Origin of the sequence: Cellulosimicrobium cellulans (genome assembly GCF_016921195.1) — a bacterium.
Classification (GTDB): domain Bacteria; phylum Actinomycetota; class Actinomycetes; order Actinomycetales; family Cellulomonadaceae; genus Cellulosimicrobium; species Cellulosimicrobium cellulans_F.
Genome location: NZ_JAFGYF010000002.1, coordinates 528,553 through 553,384 on the forward strand (window position 1 = coordinate 528,553; position 24,832 = coordinate 553,384).

Genomic DNA, 24,832 nt, shown 5'->3' on the forward strand with positions numbered 1-24,832 from the left:
CCACCTGCAGGTCCGCCGACTCTGCCCCCTGCTATGCCGCGGCGGGCGTCGGAGGTGCGCGACGGACCGCTCGCTCCGAGCTCGGACCACACGGGGGTGCGCGCGCCGACACCGGGGAGAAGACACGCTCGGCGCCCACTCGGTCCCGGAAGAGAAAAGGGCTTCGCAATGGCCAGGGGCTGTTCCGCATTCTCGGGTCACGGGACCGCCGCTTGATAGGTCCGCCCCGCCGCAGGGAGGAAGAAGACGACATAGCCGATCCCCCCGAGGAAGAATCCTAGAACGAGGCTCGCAAATGGCCCTCCGGCCAGATATCCGATCACGAACCCGCACCAGGTCACCGCGACCATGCCGACCCGCGCGCGCGTCACGACGGACTGCGCCTTGAAGATCCGCATGACGACGAGGTGCGGTCCCACGAGCCCGCCGCAGGCCGCGAAGCAGCCGACCGCCGCGAGCGCGACGACGAGCTCCCCGCGCTCGATGCCGGACGGGTGGACCGCCCCCGCCGCGGCGACGACAACGAGCACCGCACCGAGCGCGGTCGCCCCGCCTGCGGACAGCAGGCCGAGGCGCCGTGCGCGCCGGACAAGCGCGGCGTCGTCGGGCCGGTCGGACTCGCCCACCGCGTCCGAGAGCAGGTTCAGCGCGACGGCCGCGAAGAGCACGTTCACCGGACCGTAGAGCGTCTGGCTGAGCCGGAACGCCCCGACGCTCGCGCTCACGGAGAGCGCGCCGAGCACGAGGAGCGGCACCGTCGTGGCGAGCTGGGCGACGAGGAACTCCCCCGCCTGGGAGCGAGCCCGCGCCCCGTACACCGAGTACCGCGAGAAGCGGGGCACGCGGCGTGCCGCCAGCGCGAGCGGGACAGCCGCCACGGCGTAGCCCGCGCACCACACCGCATAGAAGGCGACGAGCGGCTGCGCCGTGCCGGCGACGGGGAGAACGGCGGGGACGAGCAGGAGACGGATCCCGTCCGAGAGCGCGACGGTCCCGTTCCGTCCCTGGCCAATGCAACGGAACCGCAGCCAGTCCTGGACGACCGGCGCGACGCTGAGGACCCCCAGCAGCGTCGCTCCGCCCGCGCCGAGGACGGTCACGGCGAGGTCCGCCGCGGCGACGAGCACGGTGACCGTCCCCGCGGCGACGGCGACGTAGCGGACCGGGACGACGGCGTGAGGATCCGTCCGCCGCTCGATGAGCGCGGGCTGGAAGAGCCCGCTCCGTACCAGGCCGGTGCCGACGTTCAGCACGAGGAGGGCCAGGCTGAAGCTCGCGAAATCGACCGGCTCCATGTGCCAGGCACCCAGCAGGACGACGGCCGCACCCGCCGCGCTGGCCGCGGCCTGCGAGAGGACGAGCGGCCGGGTCAGCGCAGCCGCCGGGACCGCGAGGGACCTCCGCAGCACGTCGGGAGGCGTCATGCGTCGAACCTCACGACCCGGCTCCCGGCGAGCAGCGCGCCCACCCGGGGCGCCAGCGGGGCACCCCGCCTCCAGTAAACGACCCCGATGCCCGAGTTGAGGATGGTCCGGCGCCAGCGCCAGGGCATGACGAGCCGCCCGAGCCGGGCGGCGGCGTCGGAACGGCGGTCCGTGACGCTGAACCGCAGGTGCGTGGCCACGGGGTCCAAGCCCGCCCGGGCCGCCTCGTGCCACGCGTGCTCGTCGGTGACGAGCACGAAGTCGGCCGCGCGGTCCGCGTCCGCGACGGCCTGCCCCGGCCCGGCGAGCACGGCCGTCGCCTCCGGTCGTCCGCGCGTCATCGTTCGATCCCCCATCGGCGGCGCCAGGAGTCGACGGCGTCTCGCGGGACGTCGATGCGGATCACCTCTCCCGAGCGCAGGTCGTCCTGGTAGCGCCGTGCCGCGTGGCGCGAGGGCGCCCGCAGGCCGACCGACCGCGCGATCTCCCGCGCGCGGTTGTCGATCGACAGCACGAGGGTGGGCACGCCCCGCTGCATCGCCCGGATGCCGCCGTGGAGCCGGAGCCCCACGTACGCCGTCCCCGGTGCGTCGAGCGCCGCGTCGAAGTCCTCGAGGCGCGGGCCGAGCATCGTGCCCGTGCCGGCCCGGAGACCGTCGACGTACTCGCGGTCGCCGGGGCCCTGGGGCCAGAAGAGCACCTCGTCGAAGCGTTCGGCGAGCGCCCGCACGAGCCTCCGGTCGGCCAGCGGGTCCTGGCTGTAGTCGGTGAACGTCACGACGACGCGCCGTTCGTCGGACGGGAGCGTCTGCTTCTCCACGCCCCACAGCGTCGGGCAGCTCGTGTGCAGCGCGGGCACGCGCGCGCGCCGCAGCTTCGCGAGCGAGTACTCGTCGCGCACGGCCCACGGCACGTCGCCGGCCAGCGACCGCAGCCACGCCGCCGAGACCGGATCGATGCCCGCACGCTGGTACTGCCACCAGCCGACGCCGAGGAACGTCAGCCGCCCCCGGCACAGGTCGACGTCGTCGACGGGCCAGTGCCACGCGCGACGGAAGCGCATGTGGTCGGAGAGCAGGTTCGTGCCGCACACGACCACCGACCGGGCGTCGCGCAGGGCCGCGCGATGGGTCGCGTCGAGCCGACCGTGCATCGGCACGAGCTCGACCTCGGTGCCCCGCCCGCGCAGGGGCGCGACGAGCTCCGCGTCGACGGCCTCCGAGATGATCCGGTCGCCGACGTTCGTCGACGCCGCCCCGGGGTCCACCACCACGATCATCGGACCGCTCCTTCCTCGAGGCTGCTCAGCCAGCCGCGGTACTCCGCGCCCACCCGCTCCCACGTGGCGGAGCCCTCCGTCCACTCCCGGGCGCGGCGGCCGAGGTCGCGGTTCCCGTCGACCTCCTCGAGCGGCCCCAGCAGACCGGTGGGGCGGGCGAAGTCGGCGACGACGGCCGCGCCCGCGGACCGCAGCGGGTCCGCCGCGTGGATCGTCGACGAGACGACGGTCGGGACCCCCGCGGCGAGCATCTCGAGCAGCGTGATGCTGCACGACTCCCAGCGCGAGGGGTGCAGGTAGGCGCGGCAGCCCGTGATGAGCAGCCACTTCTCCTCCCCGCGCGCGTTGCCGCGCAGCTCGACCGTCCCGTCGAGGCCGAGCTCGCGGACCAGACGGGCGGTCCGCTCGCGACCACCCCGAAAGTCGGGTCCCGCGAGCGCGAGGCGCGGACACGGCACCGGGAGCTCGGCCCAGCGGCGCAGCAGGTTGTCGATCCCCTTGTGGTCGGGGTCGTAGCGGCCCATCCAGAGGAAGTAGTCGCCCGCTCCGACCCAGCGAGGGACCTCGTCGGGCGCCGGTGCGCCGTTGGGCAGCACGAGCGCCGGCGCGGTCCGGCCGCGCGCGACGTCGTCCGCGAGGCGACGCTCGGACGGGTAGAACACGTGCAGCCAGTCGACGCGGCGCACGACGGATGCCTCGGCGGCCCGCCGGGCACCGGCCACGTCCCGCAGGCGCGACGTGATGCCCGGCTCGTACACGCCGTGAGGCATGAGCACCACGACCGCGCCGCGCGCCCGGGCGCTCCGCGCCGCGACGACGTTGCTCACGACCCAGCCCTCGTGCAGGTAGACGACGTCCCCCGGCCGCACCTCGCTCGCCAGGCCCGTCGGTACCCAGCTCGTGCGTCCCCGCCCGAGGTGCGTGACGGTGCGCACGCTCCCCCGCAGGTCCTCCGGCACATCTCGCGGTGCCGGCACGCTCGCGCACAGCACCACCGCCTCGTATCCCGCGCGGCGCGCCTGGCGCACCCAGTTCTCGACGGAGTCGGTCACACCGGACGGGTGGGCCAGGAAACGCGCGTAGTAGTGGACGACCCTCATGCCGCCTCCTTCACGACCTTGTGCACCGACCGCACGATCCGCTCGGCGGCCGCCTCCGTCGACGGCACCTCGCCCGCGGCCCCCGCCGGACGGTCCGTCGCGGCAAGGCGCAGCCACGCGGCGGCGAGGTCGGACGGTGTCCCGGACACGGTGAAGAGGTCGGACCCCTCGGTGAGGTACTCGACCTCCGGGGCGTGGCGACCGACGTCGCTGGTGAGGACGGGCAGCCCGAGCGCGAGGGCGTCGACCGCGACGAGCCCCACCCGACCCGGGTTCAGCAGTAGCCGCGACACCGCGGCGGCACGCGCGGTCCCCCGTGCGTCGACCTGCCCCAGCACCACGACGCGGCCCGTCTCGGCGGCCAGGTCCTCGAAGACCCGCCGAGCGGGTCCGTCGCCCGCCACGAGGAGCCAGACGTCGGGGTCCCGACGCAGGACCTCGCGCACGGTCCCGACGACGAGGTCCGGCAGCTTGTGCTCGTTGAGCGCCCCCAGCAGGAGCGCGGCGCGGGCGTCCCCTGGCAGCCCGACCGCGTCACGGTAGGCGGCCAGGTCCCGATCGTCGAGGGCGACCAGCTCGCGCCGCAGCGTGCGCGTGTCGGTGCTGTTGCCGAACGACGTGACACGGTCCGCCGGGACCCGTGCCGTCTCCAGGACGTGACGACGTCCTGCCTCGGTGTACGTCAGGACGTGCCGCGCGCGGCGGTTCAGCCAGGCCTCCCAACGCCCTGCGAGCGTCACCTCGTCGGCGGTGTAGGAGGCGCCGTGGCCCCACGTCACGTACGGCCTCCCCCGCAGCGCGGCCGCCAGTGCGTCGAGGTTGCCCGCCTGCATCTCCGTGACGAGCACCGCGTCGCGCCACCCCGTCGGGATCGCGCGACGGACCAGGTGCCGCCCGCCGGGACCCACACGCACCACGCGCACGGGCACCTCGGTGGCCCAAGGCGCCTCGACCATGTCGCCGCGTCCGCGGCGGCGACGCATCTGCTCGGGGTCGCCCCCGTAGAAGACGTGCACGTCGACTCCGCGCTCGTCGAGCCCCTCCACGACCAGACCGAACAGGTGCTCCCGGTAGGCCGGGACGTAGGGCTGGGTGATCGCGACCCTCGGCCTAGTACGCGCCGTCACGCCCCACCACCGCTCGCAGCGTCCGCAACAGGATGAGGAGATCCCCGGTCACGGTCCAGTTCTCGACGTAGTACAGGTCCAGCCGCACGCTCTCCTCGAGCGTGAGGTTGTTGCGGCCCGAGACCTGCCACAGCCCCGTGAGCCCCGGCTTGACGAGCAGCCGCCGGCCGATCTCGTCGTCGTACTGGTCGACCTCGAGCGAGACCTGCGGACGGGGTCCGACGAGGCTCATGGAACCCCCGAGCACGTTGAAGAGCTGGGGGAGCTCGTCGATCGAGTAGCGGCGGATGAACGCACCCACCCGGGTGACCCGGGGATCCTGCTTGGGCTTGTAGAACACGCCCACGTTGCCCGCGCCGAGGACGTCCTCGAGCCGGGACTCCGCGTCGACGACCATCGAGCGGAACTTGAGGACGGTGAACGGCTCGCCGCGCAGCCCGACGCGCTCCTGGGCGAACAGGACCGGACCGCGGCTCGTGAGCCGCACCGCGAGCGCCGTCACGAGGAGCGGGACGGAGAAGAGCACGAGGAGGCAGAGCGCGCCGACCACGTCGAACGCTCGCTTGAGCACGTGCTGCGGGCCCGAGTACCCGGGCGCCTCGACGTGCAGGAGCGGCAGCCCCGCCACGGGCCGGGTCCGGATGCGAGGTCCCGCGACGTCGGTCAGCGCGGGCGCGAGGACGAGGTCCGCGCCCCACGGCTCGAGGTCCCACGCGAGCCGCTTGACGGTCCGGGGGGTCACGAGGTCCGAGCCGGTGACCATCACCGTGTCGGCCCGCAGCGGCTCGACGAGGCGCGCGGTGTCGCAGACCTCGCCGACCACCGGCACGCCCGCCACGGTCTCGTGCGGCTCGACCGCGCCTCCAGGGACGCACACACCGACGACCTGATAACCGCTGTCCGCCGCCTCGCGCAGCCTCTCCACGAGGTGGGCGGCTCCGTCGCGGCCACCGACGACGAGCGTCCGCGACCGGCAACGGCCGCGCCTGCGCAGGCGGACCAGTCGGCGCCGCACCGCCCACCGCCCGAGCAGGAGGAGGACGAGCCCGACGGGCAGCGCGATGGCGACGTACCCCCGGGCCAGGTCGTACCGGACGAGGTACGCCGCGATCGCCACCACGCCGAACACCGCGACGGTCGTGTTGACGACGCGCGCGTACTCGGGCGCGCCGGAGCCCAGGCTCCGGCTGTCGCGCGAGAACGCCGTCCGAAGCGCGCACCACCAGGTCACGAGCAGGCCGACCGAGATGGCGACGTACTGGGCGTCCAGTGCGGTCCCGCCGATCCCGTCGAACCGGACGAGGTACGCCGTCGCGACGGCGGCGCCCACCGCCAGCGCGTCGACGACGGCGACACGGCGCGCGAGCCGCGGCTTCCAGCCCGGGCGCCGGTAGGCGCCGAGGGCGATCCGGACGAGCTGTCCGGTGTCGAAGGACGGCGTGGTGACCTGCCGTCCTGTCCCTTCGAGATCGACGGCGTCGACCTCGTGATCCTTCTCCAGCGTCATGCTGCCCCCTGTGACGTCCGTGGACGCAGCCCCGACGGCTCGCCGACGCGCGACCGCCCTCAGTGGGTGCCGGACGCCGCCGTCACCGACGGTCTGCCGAGCTCTCCGCCGCAGGTCCGGACGTCGTCGTCACGGCGGCGGCCGGTCGTCGGGCGACCGGTGTGCCTGCGATGCACCCGTCGTCGAGGACGGGTGCCCGGCTCAGGCCTTGGCCCCCGACGAGCGGCGTCGGCTGCGAGAGACCAGCACCGCCGTCGCACCGCCCGCGACGAGCAGGACGGCCCCGCCGAGCAGCAGCACGTCGTCGGACCCGGTCTCGGCGAGCCCGCCCGAGGCCCCGTCGCCCGCACCGTCGGCCGAGTCGCCGCCCGAGCCCGTGCCCCCGGCTCCGTCCGAGGCCGGGACGGCGACGATCTGCTGGCTCGAAAGCACGGTCCCGTTCGCGTCGGTCGCCACCAGGGAGAACGTCCCGGGCTGGGAGAGCGTCACGGCGAACGAAGCGAAGCCGTCGGCGGTGTCCTTGGTCAGCGACTTCGTCCCTGCGATCGAGATCGCACCGTCCGGGACGTCGGGCGACGAGATCGTCAGCGTGATCGTCGGGTTCCCGGCCGGTCCGCCCACCGTGACGGTGAACGTCTCGCCGACCTCGGGCGTCGCGGTGGAGACACCCACCTCGTACTCGTCCGCCTCGTAGGCGGACGCGACGGCCGGTGCCGCGGCGAGCGCCGCGGCGAGGAGCAGCGTGGTCGCTGCGCGTCGAAGCTTCATGTCAAAGGCCCCCTGCCTTCGTCGTCGGGTGCGGGGGCCCCTGGCCGAACCGACGTCATCGACGCCGGTCGTCGCACGTGCCCCCGCCGTGCCTCCTCAGGAGAACACACCCGTGCCGCACCCGACAGTCGGAAGTGCCGTCGTGCCGTTCCTGACACCAGGAGTTTTCCTGACGGAAACAGGGCCGCGCTGATTCTTGCCGCTGACGACCTCGTACTCGTACGTCGCCGACTCCCCCGGCGCGAGCGCGACCGACCGCGCCCCGACGACGAGCCCGTCGTGCACCTGAGCGAAGAGCCCCGGCTCACCGTCGCCCGTCGACGGCCCACGGATGCCCCCGCCGTGCGGCGCGTAGACGAGCAGGTTGGTCCGTATCGTGCCGTCCCCGCCTGCTCCGAGAACGTACTCGGGCAGCTCTACCGCCTCGGCGCGAGTGAGCGTGGAGGCGAGCGTCACGTGCACCGTGAAGGCCTGCGAGCCGTCGGGACGGCAGGTCACGTCGCCGACCGCCACGGTGGAGTCGAGGTAGTAGCCGGTCTTGGACGCGGTCGTCGCGTTGAGGTAGACCCCGACGACGGGAGACGTCGGACCACCCGCCGGGTCGGTGCGACGCCCCTCGAGCTCGCCGGAGAGGACCGTCCCCGTCAGGAGGTCCTGCTCCGCGGCCCTGGCGGACCACACGAGCAGACGACCGTCCCGGGCCGACCGGGCGAGCGCGTCGACGAGTGCCGCGGCGTCCCCCTCCCCCGTGGTCAGCGAGCCGAGCACCTCGCGCGCGACCAGGGCGAGCACGGCGTCCTGCTCCGCCGGGTCCGCGTGGTCGACGTAGACGCCGTTGAGCAGGTAGGCGGCCGCGTCCTGCGTCGTGAGCCGGAGCGCCCCGCCGCCCGGCGTCGAGACCTCGACCGGCCCGACCCCGCCGAGCACCCCCGCGAGAGCCACCGGATCGACGGCCACCACGCCGTCGACCTCCTCACCGGTCTGCCGCAGCCAGGCCTCGCGCGCCACGCGTGCGGCGCGCGGGAAGTCGGGGGTTGACGTGACGTTGAGCATGTACCTGCCGAGGTCGTCACCGAACAGCGCCGCCTCGGGGCCGCTCAGGTCGACCACGCTCTCCGGGTAGCCGCCGATCGCGCTGCCCGGACGGACCTCGACGAGCTCGACGGCGCCCGACTCCGCCCGGAGGTGGAGCACCGAACCAGCGATCCCACCGGTCGCGCGCGGCTCGGCGTTGTTCTGGACGAGCACGAGGTAGTTCCGCGCGCCGTCGGCGCCGAGCATCGGGGGGACGAGCTGTACCGCGCGCGCGGCAGTCGCCGTCTGGGAGGCGACATCGCCGAGCTGCGCGCGCAGGTCGCCCACGGCGGCGGCCAGCGGGCTCACCAGGGTCGACGTGTCGATGCCCGAGACGGTCTCGTACGACGCCCCGAGCGCGCGGTCGGCGGCGACGACGTCGTCGCGCGCAGCGCTGAGGGGCCCCAGGTCGACGGCCCCGGCGGTCGGCGTGAGGGTCGACGGGGACGCGACGGCGACGGCGTCGGCGAGGCGTGGCAGGGCGTCCTGCGCGACCCGGTCGACGGCTCCGGTCATCTCCCCGAGGGCTCGCGCGTCGTCGCCGACGAACGGCAGCGCGCGGGCGACCGTCCAGTGCGGGCCGTGCGTCGCGGACGCCGCGACGCGTGCGGAACGTCGGACGTCATCGATCGCCGTCCCGGCGTCCCGGCCCGCCCGCACCTGCTCCTGCAGTGCGGGCAGGGTCGAGGCCACGTCCTCGAGTGCGGCACGCGCGCGCAAGACGTCCGTGACCAGCCAGGCGAGCCACGCCAACGCCACGACGAGGGCGAGCCCGCCGGCTACGGCGACGCGCCTGCGCAGCCGCCAAGAACGTGCTCGGCGGGACGTTCGCCGTGCCGCGGGACGGCCCCGTTCCGACTCCGGTCGTGCGGAGGACGCGACCAGCGTCGCGGCACCTGACCATCGTGGACCCCACCCGTCGTGCACCATGCCGCCCCCCGCGACTCGCCCCCGGTGCGACGGCTCCGGTGCGGGCCGCCGCTCGCGCTACATTACCCAGACCCCCGGTCGCAAGGAGGTTGGAGCGTGCTGTCGGTCCTCGTCGTGTGCACCGGGAACATCTGTCGCTCACCCGCGGCACAGCTCGTGCTCGGCTCCGCGCTGGACGACTCCGTGGTCGTGACGAGCGCCGGGACCGGCGCCGTGGTCGGCGCACCCGTCGCGCCGAGCATGGCCCGTCTCCTGTCGGATCGCGGTCTCGACCCGTCCGGCTTCGTCGCCCGCTCGCTCACCGAGGACCTGGTGCGGTCCGGGGACCTCGTCCTCACGATGACGCGCCAGCACCGGGCCGCGGTGCTCGAGCTCGCGCCGTCGGCGCTGCGGCGATCCCTCCTCTTCACGGAGCTCGCGGCGATCGCGGAACGGACGGGTCCCGGCGCTCCTGGGGCGGATGACGCCGCACGGCTCGCCGACGTCGTCGCCGCCGCGCCTCGAGCGCGCGCGAGCCTCGATCTGGAGCGCGACGCACCGGACGTCGAGGACCCCTACGGGCGGTCGGACGACGTCTACCGCCGCGTGCTCGACCGCATCGGGGCCGACGCACAGCGGCTCGTCGCCGCCCTGCGAGGGTGACCGGTCCACCTCCCTGCCCCCTGCACAAGGAGGGGGACCGGCTGCCGTCAGGGCCCCTGGAGCACCGTGACGGCCACCACCACGACCGTCTCCACAGAGCCAGGCCTCCGCCGCGCCCGGTGGCGATGCCCTCGGCACCCGTCGCGCCGACGGGTACCTCGCCCGGGGAGGATCGCGGTCGCTGCATCGAGGACGACCAGTACCAGCGGACCGTCACCCGGAGCATGCGGGCAGCCTGCACGCCACCCCGACAGCTCGCAGGCTGGACATCTGTCCAGAGCTCGCCGCTTCGTCCGGTATCGGCGCTATCTCCGGGCTACGCGAGCTGTTTGTCCCGAACATTCACCCGCTCCCACCGAGGGCACCGCTCAGATGGCGAGACGACCACTGCGCCTCAAGCGTCCGTCGAGCATCCCGGACGCTGCGCAGGAGCCTCGGCCGAACCCGGCCCCGGGTCCACGAGGGCCCGCACAGCGGGCCCGATCCGGTACCGGCGGTCCGTGCCCTGGACGAGCCACCGGTGCGCGACGAGGGTCTGCGCGATGCGGAACGCCCCCGGCCGGCTCACGCCGAGACACGACGCCAGCTCGGCCAGGCGTATCGCCTCCGACTCGGCGACCAGCTCGATGGTGCGCACCGTGCGTGACACGGACGCCAGGACGTACGACCCCCTGCTCGACATGCCAGGAACCCTAGGAGCCTTCCCTGCCGTTCGCACCGCACGCCCCCAGCTCTCACGCCAGCCCTGCGAGGCGGCGACCATGCCAGGGACGGCCGACGGGCGCGGCGCGGCTCGCAGGGCGTGGACGTGGCGCCACTCATCGGCGCGCGGTACGGGAGCCCCCAGGTGAGATCCTTCGTCGTGAGGCGCCCTTCAACGGCGGTGCCCGGCCATCGTCGGACGTCGACAGCGCTTCGTGCGGCTCGCGGACGTTGCGAAACGGACGCGACGGAGGCCCGGAACCATGCGGTTCCGGGCCTCAATCTCGGTGGGCGATACTGGGTTCGAACCAGTGACCTCTTCGGTGTGAACGAAGCGCGCTACCACTGCGCCAATCGCCCGAGTGCGAGGTCGATACTAGCCTGAAACGGACCGGATCGAAAAACCGGCCCCGATCACGGGTCCAGGCGCTCGCGACGGCGCCGCTCGAAGAGCTCGCGCGCGGCGAGCGACAGCCTCCCGGCCGCGACGTCGACGCCGTCGAGCCAGGTGACCGGCTGGACGTTGCGGACCGAACCGGTGAGGAGCAGTGCCGCCTCCCCCGCGCTCACCTCGTCGAGCACGGCGAACGGCAGCTCGCCCGGCCGCGCCTCGCGCACGGGAAGGCCGTCCTCCGCGGCCCACTCGAGCAGGAGCTCGCGCGTGATGCCGGCGAGGCAGCCCGATGCCAGGAACGGCGTGACGAGCTCGCCCCCGCGCTCGACGAAGACGTTCGCGCCCGTGCCCTCGCACAGGTCGCCCGCGGTGTTCGCCAGGAGCGCCTCGTCGCCGCCCTTCGCGACGGCGTCGGCGAGCGCGACCACGTTCTCGGCGTACGACGTCGTCTTGAGCCCGGCCACCGCCGACCGCTCGTTGCGCGTCCACGGCGAACGCACGGCGCGGCCGGTGGGGCTGATGGTCGCGGGCCCCGCGGCGACGACGACGGTCTGCGCGCCGGGCGTCCGTCCGGACCCGAGCGGGCCGACACCGGCGGTCACGGTGATGCGCAGACGCCCGACGTCGCCCGCCCCCGCCCGTGTCCGGGCGCCGGCCTCCGCGAGCACGGCCGTGACGCCGTCGAGCACGCGCTGCTCGTCCGGCGCGTCGAGCCCGAGGCCCGCGGCCGACCGCGCGAGCCGGCGCAGGTGCCGGGTGAGCGCGAACGCCTGCCCGTCGAACACGGCGCACGTCTCGAACACGCCGTCCCCGACCGTGAGGCCGTGGTCCACGGCGCTCAGCGCCTCCTCGCCCGGTCGCACGAGGCGCCCGTCGGCCCAGATCACGAGGTTCTCGGACGGTCGGTCGGACGACGGCGTCGTGGCGGCAGCGGAGCTCATGGCTCCAGTGTGCCGGAGGCGAGGCCGACGAGCCGCCGGGCCTTGAGCTCGGTCTCGTCCCACTCGCGCGCGGGGTCGCTCCCCCACGTGATGCCGGCCCCGGTCCCGAAGCGCAGCACGCCGTCGGTCCACCAGAACGTCCGGATCCCGACGGCGAGCACCGCCTCGTCCCCGTCGACCCATCCGATCGCGCCGCAGTACGGGCCGCGCGGCACCGGCTCGAGCGCCTCGATGATGCGCAGCGCGGACGACTTCGGGGCGCCGGACACGGACGCGGGCGGGAAGGTCGCGCCGAGCAGCGCGGGCCAGAGCGAGGCCGGGTCGTCCAGGCCGGGACGGAGCCGCCCCGCGACGGTGCTCACGAGGTGCACGAGGCCGGGGTGGGGCTCGACCGCGAGCAGGTCGGTGACCTCGACCGTCCCCGGGTCGCACACGCGCTGGAGGTCGTTGCGCACGAGGTCGGTGATCATGACGTTCTCCGCGCGGTCCTTGGCCGTGAGCCCGTCCGGCGTCGGCGCGGTGCCCTTGATGGGGCCGGACGTCACCGTCCTGCCCGCGACGCGGAGGTAGAGCTCGGGGGACGCGCTCACGACCCAGGCGGGGTCGACGCCGGAGCTCGCCGGGACGTGCAGGACGCCCGCGTAGGGCGCCGGGTTCCCCCGGGCCAGACGGCGCCCGAGGGCCGCGGCGCCCGGCTCGCCGCCGTCCGGGGCGACGAGCGGTGCCGACAGGACGCGGCAGACGTTGGCCTGGTAGACCTCGCCCTCGCGGACCGCGTCGCGCACGCGCGCGACTGCGGCCTCGTAGGCCGCCCGGTCCATCGAGCTCGACCAGTCCGACGACGCCGGCCCTCGCCATGCGCTCCCTTCGCCCGGTTCCCGCGCGAGCGCCGCCGGGTCGGCGCGCTCCGCGAACCGCCAGGCGCGCGCCCGGCCGCCGCGAGCGGGGGCGTCGAAATCCGCCACGACGAACCACGGACCGTCGTCGGCGAGCCGCTCCGGCTCCCGCCACAGGTCGACGACCTCCACCACGCCGGTGGCGGCGCGGCCGGCGAAGCGCGCGATCCCCGGCCTCGACGGCGTTCTCCCAGGTCCTGGCACAGGACCACGCTACCGACCACGTGCGCACCGCCCGGCGGGGGTCCGGGACGCGCACGGCGCGTACGGGGACGGTGCCGGTTGGACGTCGGGCGCGAACGTGGACTAATGTCTGGGACGCGCCGGAACGCCGGGGGCAAACAGGAAGCGATTCCTCGACACCTCGCAGGGTCCGGCCGCGCGGATGTGGCTCAGTTGGTAGAGCATCACCTTGCCAAGGTGAGGGTCGCGGGTTCGAGTCCCGTCATCCGCTCGGAGGCCCACTCTCCGCCCGCTCTCGCGGCGGCGGAGGGCAGGTCGCGGTGGAGTGGCCGAGAGGCGAGGCAGCGGCCTGCAAAGCCGTATACGTGGGTTCGAATCCCATCTCCACCTCGCAGACAGCACCACCCTGGGGGCGATTGGCGCAGCGGTAGCGCGCTTCCCTGACACGGAAGAGGTCACTGGTTCGATCCCAGTATCGCCCACGAGCACGACGCGAGAGGCCGCCCGGGCACCGTCCGGAGCGGCCTCTCGCGTGCCGACCATCGCCCGGACCGGATGCACGATCCGGCCGGGAAGTCGGCTAGTATGTGCTTCGCGCCGGATCACGAAGGCTCTCAGGAGCCGGACGGACCGGCCGCGCGGATGTGGCTCAGTTGGTAGAGCATCACCTTGCCAAGGTGAGGGTCGCGGGTTCGAGTCCCGTCATCCGCTCGGAGGCCCACTCTCTGGCCTGCTCTCTCGGGAGCGAGAGGGAGCACGTCTCATGGTGGAGTGGCCGAGAGGCGAGGCAGCGGCCTGCAAAGCCGTATACGTGGGTTCGAATCCCATCTCCACCTCGCATGCAGTGCAGCAACACCCCGGGCGATTGGCGCAGCGGTAGCGCGCTTCCCTGACACGGAAGAGGTCACTGGTTCGATCCCAGTATCGCCCACCAGCACGAAGGCCGTCCCGGTTCCCGGGGCGGCCTTCGTCGTCGATTACCCTCGGCCCATGCCCGACCTGCGCCCTGCCCACGACGTCCTTGCGCTCGGCGCCGCCCCGCGGCCCGCGTCCGCCCCCGACCTCGTCGCCCGTCTGCGCCCCGTCCTGCTCGACCTGCTCGGGCCGACCGTCCAGCACGCCGAGCGGGCCCGTATCGACGCCGGCCTCGACGGCGCCGACGTCGCGCGACTCGACGTGGACCTGACCGGGGTGCACGTGCGCCTCGGCGGTACGACGTCGGGCGCCACCGCGTCCGGCCCGGCGACCTCGGACGTCGAGGACGTGCGCTCGCGCGAGGACGCGGTCCTGCGCCGGCTGCGCGTCGACGCGCACCCGCTCGTGGTCGAGGACGTGCCGGTCGACGTCGTCGCCGAGGCCGAGGGCCTGCGGTTCCGCTGGGTCGAGGACGCCGGCGGCGCCCTCGGGGTCGAGGGCGTCGAGCCCGACGACGCCGCACCCCTGACCGGTCACGTCCGGGTCGCCGCGCCGCGCGACGCGATCGTCGCGACCGCCCGGCGGCTCGTGGCCACGGAGCTCCAGAAACTCGGCCTCACGCTCGCGTCGCTCGACGTCGAGCTCGAGTCGGCGGGACCTCGCAGCGTCACGCTCCGCGCGTTCGCCCGGGTCCGCAAGGGCATCCTCTCCGCGAGCGTCCGCGCGACGGCGACCGCCGAGGTCGACGCGCGGATGGTGCTCGCCGTCCGGGACCTCGAGCTGTCGAGCCGCAACCCCGTGGTCGCGGCGCTGCTCGTCGCGGCACGCGGCGAGCTCGCGAAGGTCGAGGGTCGCCAGGTCGACCTCGTGTCCGACCTTCCCCCCGGCGTCCGCCTCGCGGAGGTCCGCGTCGACGTCGGTGAGACGCTCGCCGTCTCGGCACGCTTCGCCTGACCTGGCCGGCCACCCTTGTCGTGCTCCTCCCTCGCACGTAGCGTCGAGGGCATGTGCCGGAACATCACGACCCTGCGCGGCCTCGAGCCCCCCGCCACGGACGAGGAGATCGAGGCGGCCGCACGCCAGTTCGTCCGGAAGGTGACCGGGATCCAGCGCACGAGCGCCGCGACGCAGGAACCGTTCGAGCGGGCGGTCGACGAGGTCGCGGCGATCGTCGCGCGGCTGCTCGGCGAGCTGCCCGAGCGCCGCAACCCGCCGACGACCGTTCCCCCGCTCCGGCGCGAGGAGGTCCGGGCGCGCATCGCCGCGCGCGAGGCCGCCGAGCGCGAGCACGAGCGGACGCACGCCCTGGGGATCGCCCACTCCCACTGACGCGCCCGAGGCGCCGAGACGTGACGCGGCGTGCGCGCCGCCGCGGCGACGGCGTCTAGGCTCGTGACCTGTGAGTGCCGCACCCGCCCCGACCCCGCCGCGGGAGAACCCGCGCCCCGAGCCCGTCAGCGCGAGCATGCGCCGCGCGAAGGCGGACGCACGCTCCGCGCACGTGACGATCGGGCAGGTCCGCGAGGACACGGCGGGGCGGGTGACGATCGACTGCTCGTGCGGCATGTCGCTGACGAACGGCCCGGACTGGACCGTCGACGAGCACATCCGCCTCCACCGCGCCGAGGCGCGCTACCTCGCGCTGAGCGCCGTCGCCCCCGCCGGGATGCCGCGGCTCATCCCGGTCGACGCCCAACGGTTGCCCCGCATGGACTGACAGCCCTATGTCAAGCGGCCTCCTTGGTGAGGTTGTTGAGGCGGCCGTAGGTCGGGATTGTAGGGCGTGTGGTCGTGCCGGCGGCGCCACAGGATTCTGGTCCAACCCTGCCTGGGCGTCGGGGAACCGTGCGCGGCAGTCGCCGATCTCGGCCAGGAGGGTGGCAGCGCGGACGGTGCCGGCGCGGGGTAGCGACCGGAAGATCGGCCCGTCGGGATGGGCCAGGAGCGCTTCCTTGATCCGGGCCTCGAGGTTGTCCTGCTGGGCGCGCAGCGTGGTGAGCAGGTCGACCAGGGCGGTGACGATCACCTCGCCGGCCTCGGCGGCGGGACCGTGCACATGTCCCATCACGGCTTGGCGCAGGTGAGCGACGAGCTCGTCGGGAGTCTGCCGGCTGCAACAGCCGTTGGCCCGCAGCCAGTGCGCCATCCTGACCGGGGACAGCCAGGCGGCCTTCGCTTCGGAGGGGAACCTGCGCAGGAACGCCAGGCTGATCGAGATGTCGAGCTGGCTGATCGGGATGTCGAGCTGGCTGATCGGGATGTCGAGCTGGCTAAACAGCCCGTCGAACCGGTCGTCCTTGTTGCCCGCTGCCCCATAGCGGGCTCGCAGCGACCGGACCTGACGCGAGGAGATCACCACGACCTCGAACCCCGACCGGATCAGGTGCTCGACCACGGGACCATCCCCACGTTCGATCCCGACCCGGTCAACGCCGTGATCCCTGAGCACGGTGGCGACCTTGACCAACCCGGCCTTCGGGTGCGTCACCGGGACTTCTTCGACGCGGTCACCTGCCCCGTTGACGATACAGACCCCATGGTGCTGCCAGGACCAGTCGATCCCGGCGAACGCGCGCGTCGCCTCCATGGAGTGTGCTCCTTCCGTCCAGCCCACGCAGAAGCACTCCGGCCCCGGGACGTCACGGCCGGTGGGTCACTGCGGCACTCGCGGCGCACAGCCCTATGCCCGGTCTGCACGTCCCGGGCCACCGAGCCCTGCAACTGTCAGCCAGGTCCTCACCAAGGGCGGGACTCCCTCAGCCCGGCAGTGACCCGGCAGCACCGGGGTGCAGACAAGACGTTTCCACGCCTGTCTAGACCGACGGTCCACCAGTGACGCTCAGAGCTCGTCGGGGTCGTCCCAGGACGTGCCCGACGACGCGCCGTCGATCGGTCGACGCTCGTTCTCCGACAGCGACTGCGGGGCCTTGGTCGCGTCCCCACCGGTCAGCACGTCACCGACGGCCTCCCCCTCCTCCTCGCGGCGCGGGGACAGTCGTGCGGAGGCGACGTCGGACTCGTTGAGGTCGTCGCGGTGGTCTGCGTGGGTGCTCATAGGCACGGGTCTACCAGGTCCGACGCCGCCGTGCACGACCGTCCGCGGCGTGCCGCGGTCAAGGCTCGACGTGGTGAGACGACCGCGTCGGACACCAGACGGACGACGTGCGCTTGGCACACTTTTTCTGCCGAGTGTCGGCTGTCACGCGGCGCCGGGTGCCTCCTGCGACGACAGCGACCCGGGGTGCGTGGAATCCTCGAGGGCATGCAGACCTGGCCAGGCCATCCCTACCCCTTGGGCGCCACCTACGACGGGACGGGGACGAACTTCGCCCTGTTCTCCGAGGTGGCCGAGCGCGTCGAGCTCTGCCTCCTCGGCGACGACGGCACCGAGACCCGCGTCGACCTCGAGGAGGTGGACGCGCACGTCTGGCACGTCTACCTGCCCGGGAAGGGGCCCGGCACGCGCTACGGCTACCGCGTGCACGGCCCGTACGACCCGGCGAACGGCCACCGCTGCAACCCGGCGAAGCTGCTGCTGGACCCGTACGCGAAGGCGATCGAAGGGCAGGTCGACGGCGACGAGTCGCTGTTCTCCTACCGCTTCGCCGATGCGGACGACGCCGCGCGCGCCGACGATCCCGCCGAGAGCGGCCAGGGCGACCAGCCCCCGGCCGCTCCCCCGCTCAACGACGACGACTCGGCCGGGCACACGATGGTCTCGGTCGTCATCAACCCGTACTTCGACTGGGGCCACGACCGCCCGCCGAACCGGGACTACCACGACAGCGTCATCTACGAGGCGCACGTCAAGGGCATGACGATGCTCCACCCGGACGTGCCCGAGGAGCTGCGCGGCACCTACGCCGGCATGGCCCACCCTGCCGTGGTCGAGCACCTCGTGACGCTCGGCGTCACGGCGGTCGAGCTCATGCCCGTGCACCAGTTCGTCAACGACCCGACGCTCGTCGACAAGGGGCTGTCCAACTACTGGGGCTACAACACCATCGGGTTCTTCGCCCCCCACAACGGCTACGCGGCGTACGGGACGCGCGGGCAGCAGGTCATGGAGTTCAAGACCATGGTCAAGGCGCTGCACGAGGCCGGCATCGAGGTCATCCTCGACGTCGTCTACAACCACACCGCCGAGGGCAACCACCTCGGCCCGACGCTGAGCTTCCGCGGCATCGACAACAAGGCGTACTACCGGTTGGTCGACGGCGACGAGGCGCACTACTTCGACACGACGGGCACGGGCAACTCGCTCCTCATGCGCTCGCCGCACGTGCTCCAGCTCATCATGGACTCGCTGCGGTACTGGGTGACCGAGATGCACGTCGACGGGTTCCGCTTCGACCTCGCGGCGACCCTGGCCCGGCAGTTCCACGAGGTCGACCGCCTCTCGGCGTTCTTCGACATCGTGCAGCAGGACCCGGTGATCTCCCAGGTCAAGCTCATCGCCGAGCCGTGGGACCTCGGCGACGGCGGCTACCAGGTCGGCGGCTTCCCGCCGCTGTGGACCGAGTGGAACGGGCAGTACCGGGACACCGTGCGCGACTTCTGGCGCGGCGAGCCCTCGACGCTGCCCGAGCTCGCGAGCCGGCTCACGGGCTCGTCCGACCTCTACGAGCACAGCGGTCGCAAGCCCATCGCGTCGATCAACTTCGTCACGGCGCACGACGGCTTCACGCTGAACGACCTCGTCTCCTACGACGAGAAGCACAACGAGGCCAACGGCGAGGACAACAACGACGGCGAGAGCCACAACCGGTCGTGGAACTGCGGCGTCGAGGGGCCGACGGACGACCCCGAGGTCCGGGCGCTGCGCGCGCGCCAGCGCCGCAACTTCCTCGCCACGCTGCTCCTCTCCCAGGGCGTGCCCATGCTCGCGCACGGCGACGAGGTCGCGCGCACGCAGGGCGGCAACAACAACGGCTACTGCCAGGACAACGAGATCACGTGGATGGACTGGGGCGGCGAGGAGGGCCTCGACGACGAGCGGGCCGCGCTGCTCGACTTCGCCCGCCGCGTCGTGTGGCTGCGCCGCGACCACCCCGTGCTGCACCGGCGGCGCTTCTTCGTGGGTCGCGACGGGTCCGGGACGGCCGACGACGAGCTGCCCGACATCGAGTGGCTCGACATCACCGGGTCGCGCATGGACCAGCAGGACTGGGACCACGCGTACGCGCGCACCGTCATGGTGTTCCTCAACGGCGACGCGATCCCGGAGCACGACCGGCGCGGCGAGCCGATCGTCGACGACTCGTTCCTCCTGCTGCTCAACGCCCACTCGGACGCGCTCGAGTTCACGGTGCCGCCTGCGGCGTACGGGCAGGAGTGGGACGTCGTGCTCGACACGGACGGCACGGTGGACGTCGGCGACTCCCTGCACCCGGGCGACACGGTCTCCGTGACGGGCCGCAGCGTCATCGTCCTGACCCGCCCGCCGCTGCGATGACGGCCGCCCCCGACGTCCGCGCGGGCGCCGCGCCGCGCGGCGTCCCGGTCTCGACGTACCGGCTCCAGCTCGGCCCCGACCTGACGTTCGACGACGCCGCGCGCCAGGTGCCCTACCTCGCGTCGCTCGGGGTCACGCACCTCTACCTCTCCCCCGTGCTGCAGGCCGCGCCCGGCTCGACGCACGGGTACGACGTCGTCGACCACTCGCGCGTCAGCGACGAGCTCGGCGGGCGCGAGGGGCTCGAGCGCCTCGCCGCGAGCGCCCGGGCCGCGGGCCTCGGCATGGTGCTCGACGTCGTGCCGAACCACATGGCGGTCCCGACCCCCGCGTGGCACAACCGCGCGCTGTGGTCCGTGCTCGAGGAGGGCCCCGACTCGCCCTACGCGCGGTGGTTCGACGTCGACTGGTCCGCGGGCGAGGGCGCGGTGCTCATGCCGGTGCTCGGCGCGCGCCTGGGCGACGTGCTCGCGGCGGGCGAGCTGGTGCTCGACGAGGTGTCGGTGCCGGGCGAACGCTCCCCCCGCCGCGTCCTGCGGTACTACGACCACGTCTTCCCGGTGCGCCCGGGGACGGAGGACCTGCCGCTCGCCGAGCTGGTCGAGCGCCAGCACTACCGGCTGGCGTTCTGGCGCGTCGGCGACGAGGAGCTCAACTACCGGCGGTTCTTCGACGTCGGGTCGCTCGTGGCGGTGCGGGTCGAGGACGAGGAGGTCTTCGACGCGACGCACGGGCTCCTCCTCGACCTGGTCGCCGACGGCACGGTCGACGGTCTGCGCATCGACCACCCCGACGGCCTCGCGGACCCGGCGCAGTACCTCCAGCGCCTCGCCGACCGCACGGACGGCGCGTGGGTCGTCGTGGAGAAGATCCTCGCGGGCGAGGAGCAGGTGCCGCCGGACTGGGCGACGGTCGGGACCACGGGGTACGACGTCGCGTGGCGGCTCCAGCAGCTCTTCGTCGACCCGGGCGGGCGGTCGGGCCTCGACGCAGTGATGACCCGACTGACGGGCGCGGCGCCGGGCGGCTTGGGCGGGCTCGTCGAGGAGGCCAAGCGCGAGGTCGTCGCAGGTCCGCTGTACGCGGAGGTGCACCGGCTCACGGACCTGGCTGCCGCCGTCTGCCACGACGACCCGCGGCTGCGCGACCACACGTGGCGCGGTCTGCACCAGTGCCTGCGCGAGCTGCTCGTCGCGTTCGACCGGTACCGGGCGTACGTCGTCCCGGGCACGCCCCCGCGGCACGAGGCGGTCCGTGCGGTCGAGGAGGCGGCCGAGCATGCTCGGGCGCGGCTCGACCCGCAGCGTGCGGAGACTCTCGACGTCGTGGTGGACCTCGTGCTGGGCCGGGAGGTCGGCAGCGCCGGCCGACGACGCGAGGCTCGTCGCGACGAGCTCGTCGTGCGATTCCAGCAGGTGTGCGGCGCGGTGACGGCGAAGGGCGTGGAGGACACGGCGTTCTACCGCTGGACCGAGCTCGTGAGCCTGTGCGAGGTCGGGGGCGAGCCGGACCGGTTCAGCCTCGGCGTGCACGACTGGCACGCGTTCGCGCAGCGGTTCGCCGCGCTCACCCCGCACGCGCTCACGGCCGGGTCGACGCACGACACCAAGCGCGGCGAGGACACGCGCGCGGCGCTCGGGGTGCTGTCCGAGGACGCGGCGGGGTGGTCGCGCCTCGTCGACGAGGTCCGTGGCGCGACCGCGCCGTACCGCGGCGTGCTCGTGGACGGCCTCGCCGAGAACCTCCTGTGGCAGACCGTCGCGGGCACGTGGCTGCCCGACGTCGACGCCGCCACCGACCCGGCCGACGGCGCATCGGACGCGGCGATCGGGCCCGACCGCCTCGTCGACTACCTCCGCAAGGCGCTGCGCGAGGCGAAGGTCGCGACGTCCTGGACGAGCCCCGACGAGGCCTACGAGGAGGCCGTGACGGACCTCGCGCGGCGCGCGCTCGCCGACCCCGCCGTGACCGGCGCCTTCGCCCGGTGGTCGCGCGAGCACCGCCAGGAGCTGCGCGCGGCGAGCCTCGGGATCACCCTGGTGCGACTCACCGCGCCGGGCGTCGCCGACGTCTACCAGGGGGCCGAGACCTACGGGCCCACCCTCGTGGACCCCGACAACCGCCGCCCGGTCGACGTCGAGGCGCTGACCGAGCGCCTCGCGCGGCTCGACGGCGGGGCGCCCGCACGCACGCTCGCCGACGAGAAGCTGCTCGTCACCGCACGCGCGCTGCGGTTGCGCCGCGCACTCGCCGACGCGTTCGTGGGCGACGGCGCGGGCTACGCGCCCGTCGCGGCGTCGACGCCGTGCGCGCTCGCGTTCGCGCGCACGACGCCGGGCGGCGCGGGCGTGGGACCGGACGCCGCGCCGGTGGCGCGCGTCGTGACGGTCGCGACGCGGCTCGCGGGCACGGTCGACCGCCTCGGCGGGTGGCGCGACCACGTCGTCGCGCTCCCGGAGGGCACGGGGGTCTGGGTCGACGTGCTCACCGGGCGGGAGCACCCGTCCGGCACGGTGCGCGTCGCCGACCTGCTCGCCGACCTCCCGGTCGCGCTGCTCGTCGACCGGGACGACGCGGCGGGCGCCGCCGTCGCGAGCACACGCGAGACCCAGCCCGCGGGGGACGCGCCATGACGGCCGGCCCGACGCCGTCGACCCCCGGTGCCCCCGCCTCCCGCGTCCCCCCGCCCCGGTCGACCCCCATGCTCGCCGTGCCGGGCCCGCGTCCACTCGTCTGGGCACCGACGGCGCGCGGCGTGGAGCTGCTCCTGCCCGAGCCGGGCTCGGGCACGTTCGACGGCGCCGAACGGCGACCGCTGCGCCTCGTGGGCGCGCACGTGCCCGGCTGGTGGGGCTACGACCACGAGCTGCCGTGGGGCACGGACTACGGCTTCGCGGTCGACGGCGGACCGGGCCGGCCCGACCCGCGCAGCCCGTGGCAGCCGTACGGGGTGCACGGCCCGAGCCGCACGTTCGACGCGGCGTTCGCGTGGACCGACGACGCGTGGGCGGGCCGGGACGTGCGGGGCGAGGTGCTCTACGAGCTCCACGTCGGCACGTTCACGCCGCAGGGCACGCTCGACGCGGCGATCGACCGGCTCGACCACCTCGTCGACCTGGGCGTCGGCGCGGTCGAGCTGCTGCCGGTCGCCGCGTTCGGCGGCGAGCGCGGCTGGGGCTACGACGGCGTGCACCTGTACGCGGTGCACGAGCCGTACGGCGGGCCACGCGCCCTGCAGCGGTTCGTGGACGCCGCGCACGCGCGCGACCTCGCGGTCGTGCTCGACGTCGTCTACAACCACCTCGGACCGTCGGGGAACTACCTGCCGGAGTTCGGCCCCTACTTCACCGACGCGCACACGACCCCCTGGGGCGCGGCGGTGAACCTCGACCGCCCGGGCAGCCGCGAGGTGCGCGAGTGGGTCATCGACAACGCCGAGCGGTGGTTCGTCGAGTTCCACGTCGACGCGCTGCGCCTCGACGCCGTGCACGCGCTCGTCGACGACTCCCCCACGCACCTGCTGGCCGAGCTCGCGCGGCGGGTCGACCGGGTCGAGCAGGCGCTGGGGCGGCCGCTCACCCTCGTCGCCGAGTCGGACGAGAACGACCCGGCCACGGTCACGGGCGTCGAGCAGGGCGGACGCGGCATGCGGGCCCAGTGGGCCGACGACGTCCACCACGCGGTGCACGCGCTCCTCACGGGCGAGCGGCAGGGCTACTACGTCGACTTCGGGTCGGTCGCCGTGCTGCGCAAGGCCCTCACGGGCGTGTTCGTCCACGACGGCACGTTCTCCACCTTCCGCGGCCGCGAGTGGGGCCACCCGGTGCCCGAGGGGGCCGACGGCCACGCGTTCGTCGTGAGCACGCAGAACCACGACCAGGTCGGCAACCGCGCGTTCGGCGACCGGACCTCGGCGACGCTCGACGGCGGCGGACTCGCCGCCGCCGCCGCGCTCGTGCTGGTCTCCCCGTTCACGCCGCTGCTCTTCATGGGCGAGGAGTGGGGCGCGTCCACGCCGTGGCAGTTCTTCACCGACCACGCCGAGCCCGAGCTCGCCGAGGCGGTGCGGCGCGGCCGCGCCGCCGAGTTCGCCGACCACGGGTGGTCCGACGGCTCGCCCGTCCCCGACCCGCAGGCCCCGCAGACCCGGGACGCGAGCGTCCTCGACTGGTCCGAGCGCGACCGCGGCGAGCACGCGCGCCTGCTCGCGTGGTACCGCGCGCTCGTGGCGCTGCGGTCGCGCCCGGACGTCCGCTCGGGCGACCTCTCGGTCGTGCGGCTGCACGGCCCCGGAGGCGTGGACGACGACGGCTCGGGCGAGGAGCCGGCGACGGCGTCGGCCCCGCAGGGTGGGCCGGCGTTCGTCGTGGATCGCGGGACGGTCGCGGTCGCGGTGAACCTCGGCGACGCGCCCCGGCGGCTCCGGCTCGCGCTCGGCGGGACGCCGCACGTGCTCGCGGCGTGGGACCCGGCGACGAGCGTGCACCGGCGCGGCGTCGACCTCCCCGCGCGCTCGGTCGCCGTCCTGGCCCGGGTGTGACTACGCTCACGCCCATGTCGACGAAGAAGAAGTCGAGGAAGAAGCACGGCAAGGGCTCGGCCTCCGGGTCAGGGTCCGGCTCGGCGCCGGCGGCGCTCCACGCCGACTGGGAGGTCGCGCCCACCGAGTCGCTGCGCGTGCGCGCCGGGTTCGACCTCGCGGCGTTCGACCGTGGCTCGACCCCGGGCTTCACGGGCGGCAAGGCGGACGGGAAGGCGCTCGTCGCGCGGCACGCGGACGAGCTCTCCGAGCTCCAGGAGCGCCTGTTCGCCGAGGGACGGTCCGGCGGCTCGCGCTCCGTGCTGCTCGTGCTCCAGGGCATGGACACCGCGGGCAAGGGCGGCATCGTGCGGCACGTCGTCGGGCTCGTCGACCCGCAGGGCGTCGCGCACCGCTCGTTCGGCGTCCCGACGCCCGAGGAGCGCAAGCACCACTACCTGTGGCGCATCCGCCGCGCTCTGCCGGAGCCCGGGTACATCGGGGTCTTCGACCGTTCGCACTACGAGGACGTCCTGGTCGCGCGCGTCGACGGTCTCGTGCCGCCCGAGGTCTGGGAGGCACGGTACGACGAGATCAACCGCTTCGAGGAGAAGGTCGTCGCGTCGGGTACCACGATCGTCAAGGTCGCGCTGCTGGTGTCCTACGAGGAGCAGCGGGCCCGGCTCATGGAGCGCCTGGAGCGCCCGGACAAGTTCTGGAAGTACAACCCGAACGACGTCGACTCGCGCCAGAAGTGGCCGGCGTACCAGGAGGCGTACCAGGCCGTCCTCGACCGCACGAGCACCGAGGCCGCGCCCTGGCACGTGGTCCCGGCCGACCACAAGTGGTTCGCACGCCTCGCGGTGAGCGAGCTGCTCCTCGACGCGCTGCGCGGCCTCGACCTCGGCTGGCCCCCGGCCGACTTCGACATCGAGGTCGAGAAGAAGCGCCTCGCCGCCACGTGAGCCGCGACGTG

20 protein-coding genes and 7 tRNA genes are annotated in these 24,832 nt (G+C 73.9%); 13 read left to right on the forward strand and 14 right to left on the reverse strand.

What is annotated here, in order from left to right:
• Positions 1-197: 197 nt before the first annotated feature.
• From JN535_RS07405 to JN535_RS07440, 8 genes are all read right to left on the reverse strand, one after another.
• Positions 198-1,424: a hypothetical protein gene (locus tag JN535_RS07405; RefSeq protein ID WP_205204356.1), complete on the reverse strand. Its 1,227-nt coding sequence runs from the start codon at positions 1,422-1,424 to the stop codon at positions 198-200.
• On the reverse strand, positions 1,421-1,765 hold the full coding sequence (locus tag JN535_RS07410) for a hypothetical protein (protein WP_205204358.1): 345 nt from the start codon (positions 1,763-1,765) through the stop codon (positions 1,421-1,423). Before JN535_RS07410 ends, JN535_RS07405 begins: the two co-directional genes overlap by 4 nt.
• A complete protein-coding gene (locus tag JN535_RS07415) occupies positions 1,762-2,703 on the reverse strand; it encodes a polysaccharide pyruvyl transferase family protein (RefSeq protein WP_205204360.1) in 942 nt (313 codons plus the stop codon). Before JN535_RS07415 ends, JN535_RS07410 begins: the two co-directional genes overlap by 4 nt.
• Positions 2,700-3,803: a glycosyltransferase family 4 protein gene (locus tag JN535_RS07420; RefSeq protein ID WP_205204362.1), complete on the reverse strand. Its 1,104-nt coding sequence runs from the start codon at positions 3,801-3,803 to the stop codon at positions 2,700-2,702. The genes JN535_RS07415 and JN535_RS07420 overlap by 4 nt, the downstream gene beginning before the upstream one ends.
• The gene (locus tag JN535_RS07425) at positions 3,800-4,930 is read right to left on the reverse strand and encodes a glycosyltransferase (protein ID WP_205204364.1); all 1,131 of its coding nucleotides are present in this window, start codon (positions 4,928-4,930) and stop codon (positions 3,800-3,802) included. Before JN535_RS07425 ends, JN535_RS07420 begins: the two co-directional genes overlap by 4 nt.
• Positions 4,914-6,437, reverse strand: coding sequence for a sugar transferase (locus JN535_RS07430; protein ID WP_205204366.1), 1,524 nt, complete (start codon positions 6,435-6,437; stop codon positions 4,914-4,916). Before JN535_RS07430 ends, JN535_RS07425 begins: the two co-directional genes overlap by 17 nt.
• A gap of 201 nt (positions 6,438-6,638) precedes the next feature.
• A complete protein-coding gene (locus JN535_RS07435) occupies positions 6,639-7,205 on the reverse strand; it encodes a peptidase (protein WP_205204368.1) in 567 nt (188 codons plus the stop codon).
• 96 nt (positions 7,206-7,301) lie between these two features.
• Positions 7,302-8,972, reverse strand: coding sequence for a DUF4012 domain-containing protein (locus JN535_RS07440; RefSeq protein ID WP_205204370.1), 1,671 nt, complete (start codon positions 8,970-8,972; stop codon positions 7,302-7,304).
• Between the two features lie 333 nt (positions 8,973-9,305).
• On the opposite strand from JN535_RS07440, the gene JN535_RS07445 reads away from it, so the two are divergent.
• On the forward strand, positions 9,306-9,851 hold the full coding sequence (locus JN535_RS07445) for an arsenate-mycothiol transferase ArsC (RefSeq protein ID WP_307868364.1): 546 nt from the start codon (positions 9,306-9,308) through the stop codon (positions 9,849-9,851).
• A gap of 394 nt (positions 9,852-10,245) precedes the next feature.
• On the opposite strand, the gene JN535_RS07450 is transcribed toward JN535_RS07445, so the two are convergent.
• The 4 genes from JN535_RS07450 to JN535_RS07465 all read right to left on the reverse strand — a co-directional run bounded on the left by JN535_RS07450 (position 10,246) and on the right by JN535_RS07465 (position 12,988).
• Positions 10,246-10,533, reverse strand: a complete 288-nt coding sequence (locus tag JN535_RS07450; RefSeq protein ID WP_205204372.1) for a helix-turn-helix domain-containing protein — start codon at positions 10,531-10,533, stop codon at positions 10,246-10,248.
• A gap of 308 nt (positions 10,534-10,841) precedes the next feature.
• Positions 10,842-10,913, reverse strand: a tRNA-Val gene (locus JN535_RS07455).
• Between the two features lie 54 nt (positions 10,914-10,967).
• Complete coding sequence (locus tag JN535_RS07460; RefSeq protein WP_205204381.1) at positions 10,968-11,888, reverse strand: aminotransferase class IV; 921 nt, start codon at positions 11,886-11,888, stop codon at positions 10,968-10,970.
• Positions 11,885-12,988, reverse strand: coding sequence for a chorismate-binding protein (locus JN535_RS07465; protein ID WP_205204383.1), 1,104 nt, complete (start codon positions 12,986-12,988; stop codon positions 11,885-11,887). The genes JN535_RS07460 and JN535_RS07465 overlap by 4 nt, the downstream gene beginning before the upstream one ends.
• 177 nt (positions 12,989-13,165) lie before the next feature.
• Between JN535_RS07465 and JN535_RS07470 the strand changes: the two genes are divergently transcribed.
• From JN535_RS07470 to JN535_RS07505, 8 genes are all read left to right on the forward strand, one after another.
• A tRNA-Gly gene (locus tag JN535_RS07470) sits at positions 13,166-13,238 on the forward strand.
• Between the two features lie 48 nt (positions 13,239-13,286).
• Positions 13,287-13,357: transfer RNA gene (locus tag JN535_RS07475), tRNA-Cys, on the forward strand.
• A 20-nt stretch (positions 13,358-13,377) separates the two neighbouring features.
• Positions 13,378-13,449 (forward strand) — tRNA-Val (locus JN535_RS07480).
• A 156-nt stretch (positions 13,450-13,605) separates the two neighbouring features.
• Positions 13,606-13,678, forward strand: a tRNA-Gly gene (locus JN535_RS07485).
• Between the two features lie 54 nt (positions 13,679-13,732).
• Positions 13,733-13,803 (forward strand) — tRNA-Cys (locus JN535_RS07490).
• 23 nt (positions 13,804-13,826) lie between these two features.
• Positions 13,827-13,901, forward strand: a tRNA-Val gene (locus JN535_RS07495).
• 56 nt (positions 13,902-13,957) lie between these two features.
• Positions 13,958-14,836 carry a hypothetical protein gene (locus tag JN535_RS07500; protein ID WP_205204391.1) on the forward strand — a complete coding sequence of 293 codons (879 nt, stop codon included), beginning with the start codon at positions 13,958-13,960 and terminating at the stop codon, positions 14,834-14,836.
• A gap of 51 nt (positions 14,837-14,887) precedes the next feature.
• On the forward strand, positions 14,888-15,211 hold the full coding sequence (locus JN535_RS07505) for a DUF2277 domain-containing protein (protein WP_205204393.1): 324 nt from the start codon (positions 14,888-14,890) through the stop codon (positions 15,209-15,211).
• A gap of 55 nt (positions 15,212-15,266) precedes the next feature.
• Here JN535_RS07505 and JN535_RS07510 read toward each other — a convergent pair whose 3' ends face one another.
• Both JN535_RS07510 and JN535_RS07515 read right to left on the reverse strand, forming a co-directional pair.
• Complete coding sequence (locus JN535_RS07510) at positions 15,267-16,469, reverse strand: IS110 family transposase (protein ID WP_205204403.1); 1,203 nt, start codon at positions 16,467-16,469, stop codon at positions 15,267-15,269.
• Positions 16,470-16,721: 252 nt separating this feature from the next.
• Complete coding sequence (locus JN535_RS07515) at positions 16,722-16,937, reverse strand: hypothetical protein (RefSeq protein WP_087471935.1); 216 nt, start codon at positions 16,935-16,937, stop codon at positions 16,722-16,724.
• Between the two features lie 207 nt (positions 16,938-17,144).
• Here JN535_RS07515 and glgX point away from each other — a divergent pair, with 207 nt between their 5' ends.
• The 4 genes from glgX (at position 17,145) to JN535_RS07535 (ending at position 24,821) form a co-directional block, all read left to right on the forward strand.
• Positions 17,145-19,337 carry a glycogen debranching protein GlgX gene (gene glgX, locus JN535_RS07520; RefSeq protein WP_205204405.1) on the forward strand — a complete coding sequence of 731 codons (2,193 nt, stop codon included), beginning with the start codon at positions 17,145-17,147 and terminating at the stop codon, positions 19,335-19,337.
• The gene (treY, locus tag JN535_RS07525; protein WP_205204407.1) at positions 19,334-21,970 is read left to right on the forward strand and encodes a malto-oligosyltrehalose synthase; all 2,637 of its coding nucleotides are present in this window, start codon (positions 19,334-19,336) and stop codon (positions 21,968-21,970) included. The genes glgX and treY overlap by 4 nt, the downstream gene beginning before the upstream one ends.
• A gap of 68 nt (positions 21,971-22,038) precedes the next feature.
• The gene (gene treZ, locus JN535_RS07530) at positions 22,039-23,877 is read left to right on the forward strand and encodes a malto-oligosyltrehalose trehalohydrolase (protein WP_205204416.1); all 1,839 of its coding nucleotides are present in this window, start codon (positions 22,039-22,041) and stop codon (positions 23,875-23,877) included.
• Positions 23,878-23,891: 14 nt separating this feature from the next.
• Positions 23,892-24,821: a polyphosphate kinase 2 family protein gene (locus JN535_RS07535; protein ID WP_205204418.1), complete on the forward strand. Its 930-nt coding sequence runs from the start codon at positions 23,892-23,894 to the stop codon at positions 24,819-24,821.
• Positions 24,822-24,832: the final 11 nt, after the last annotated feature.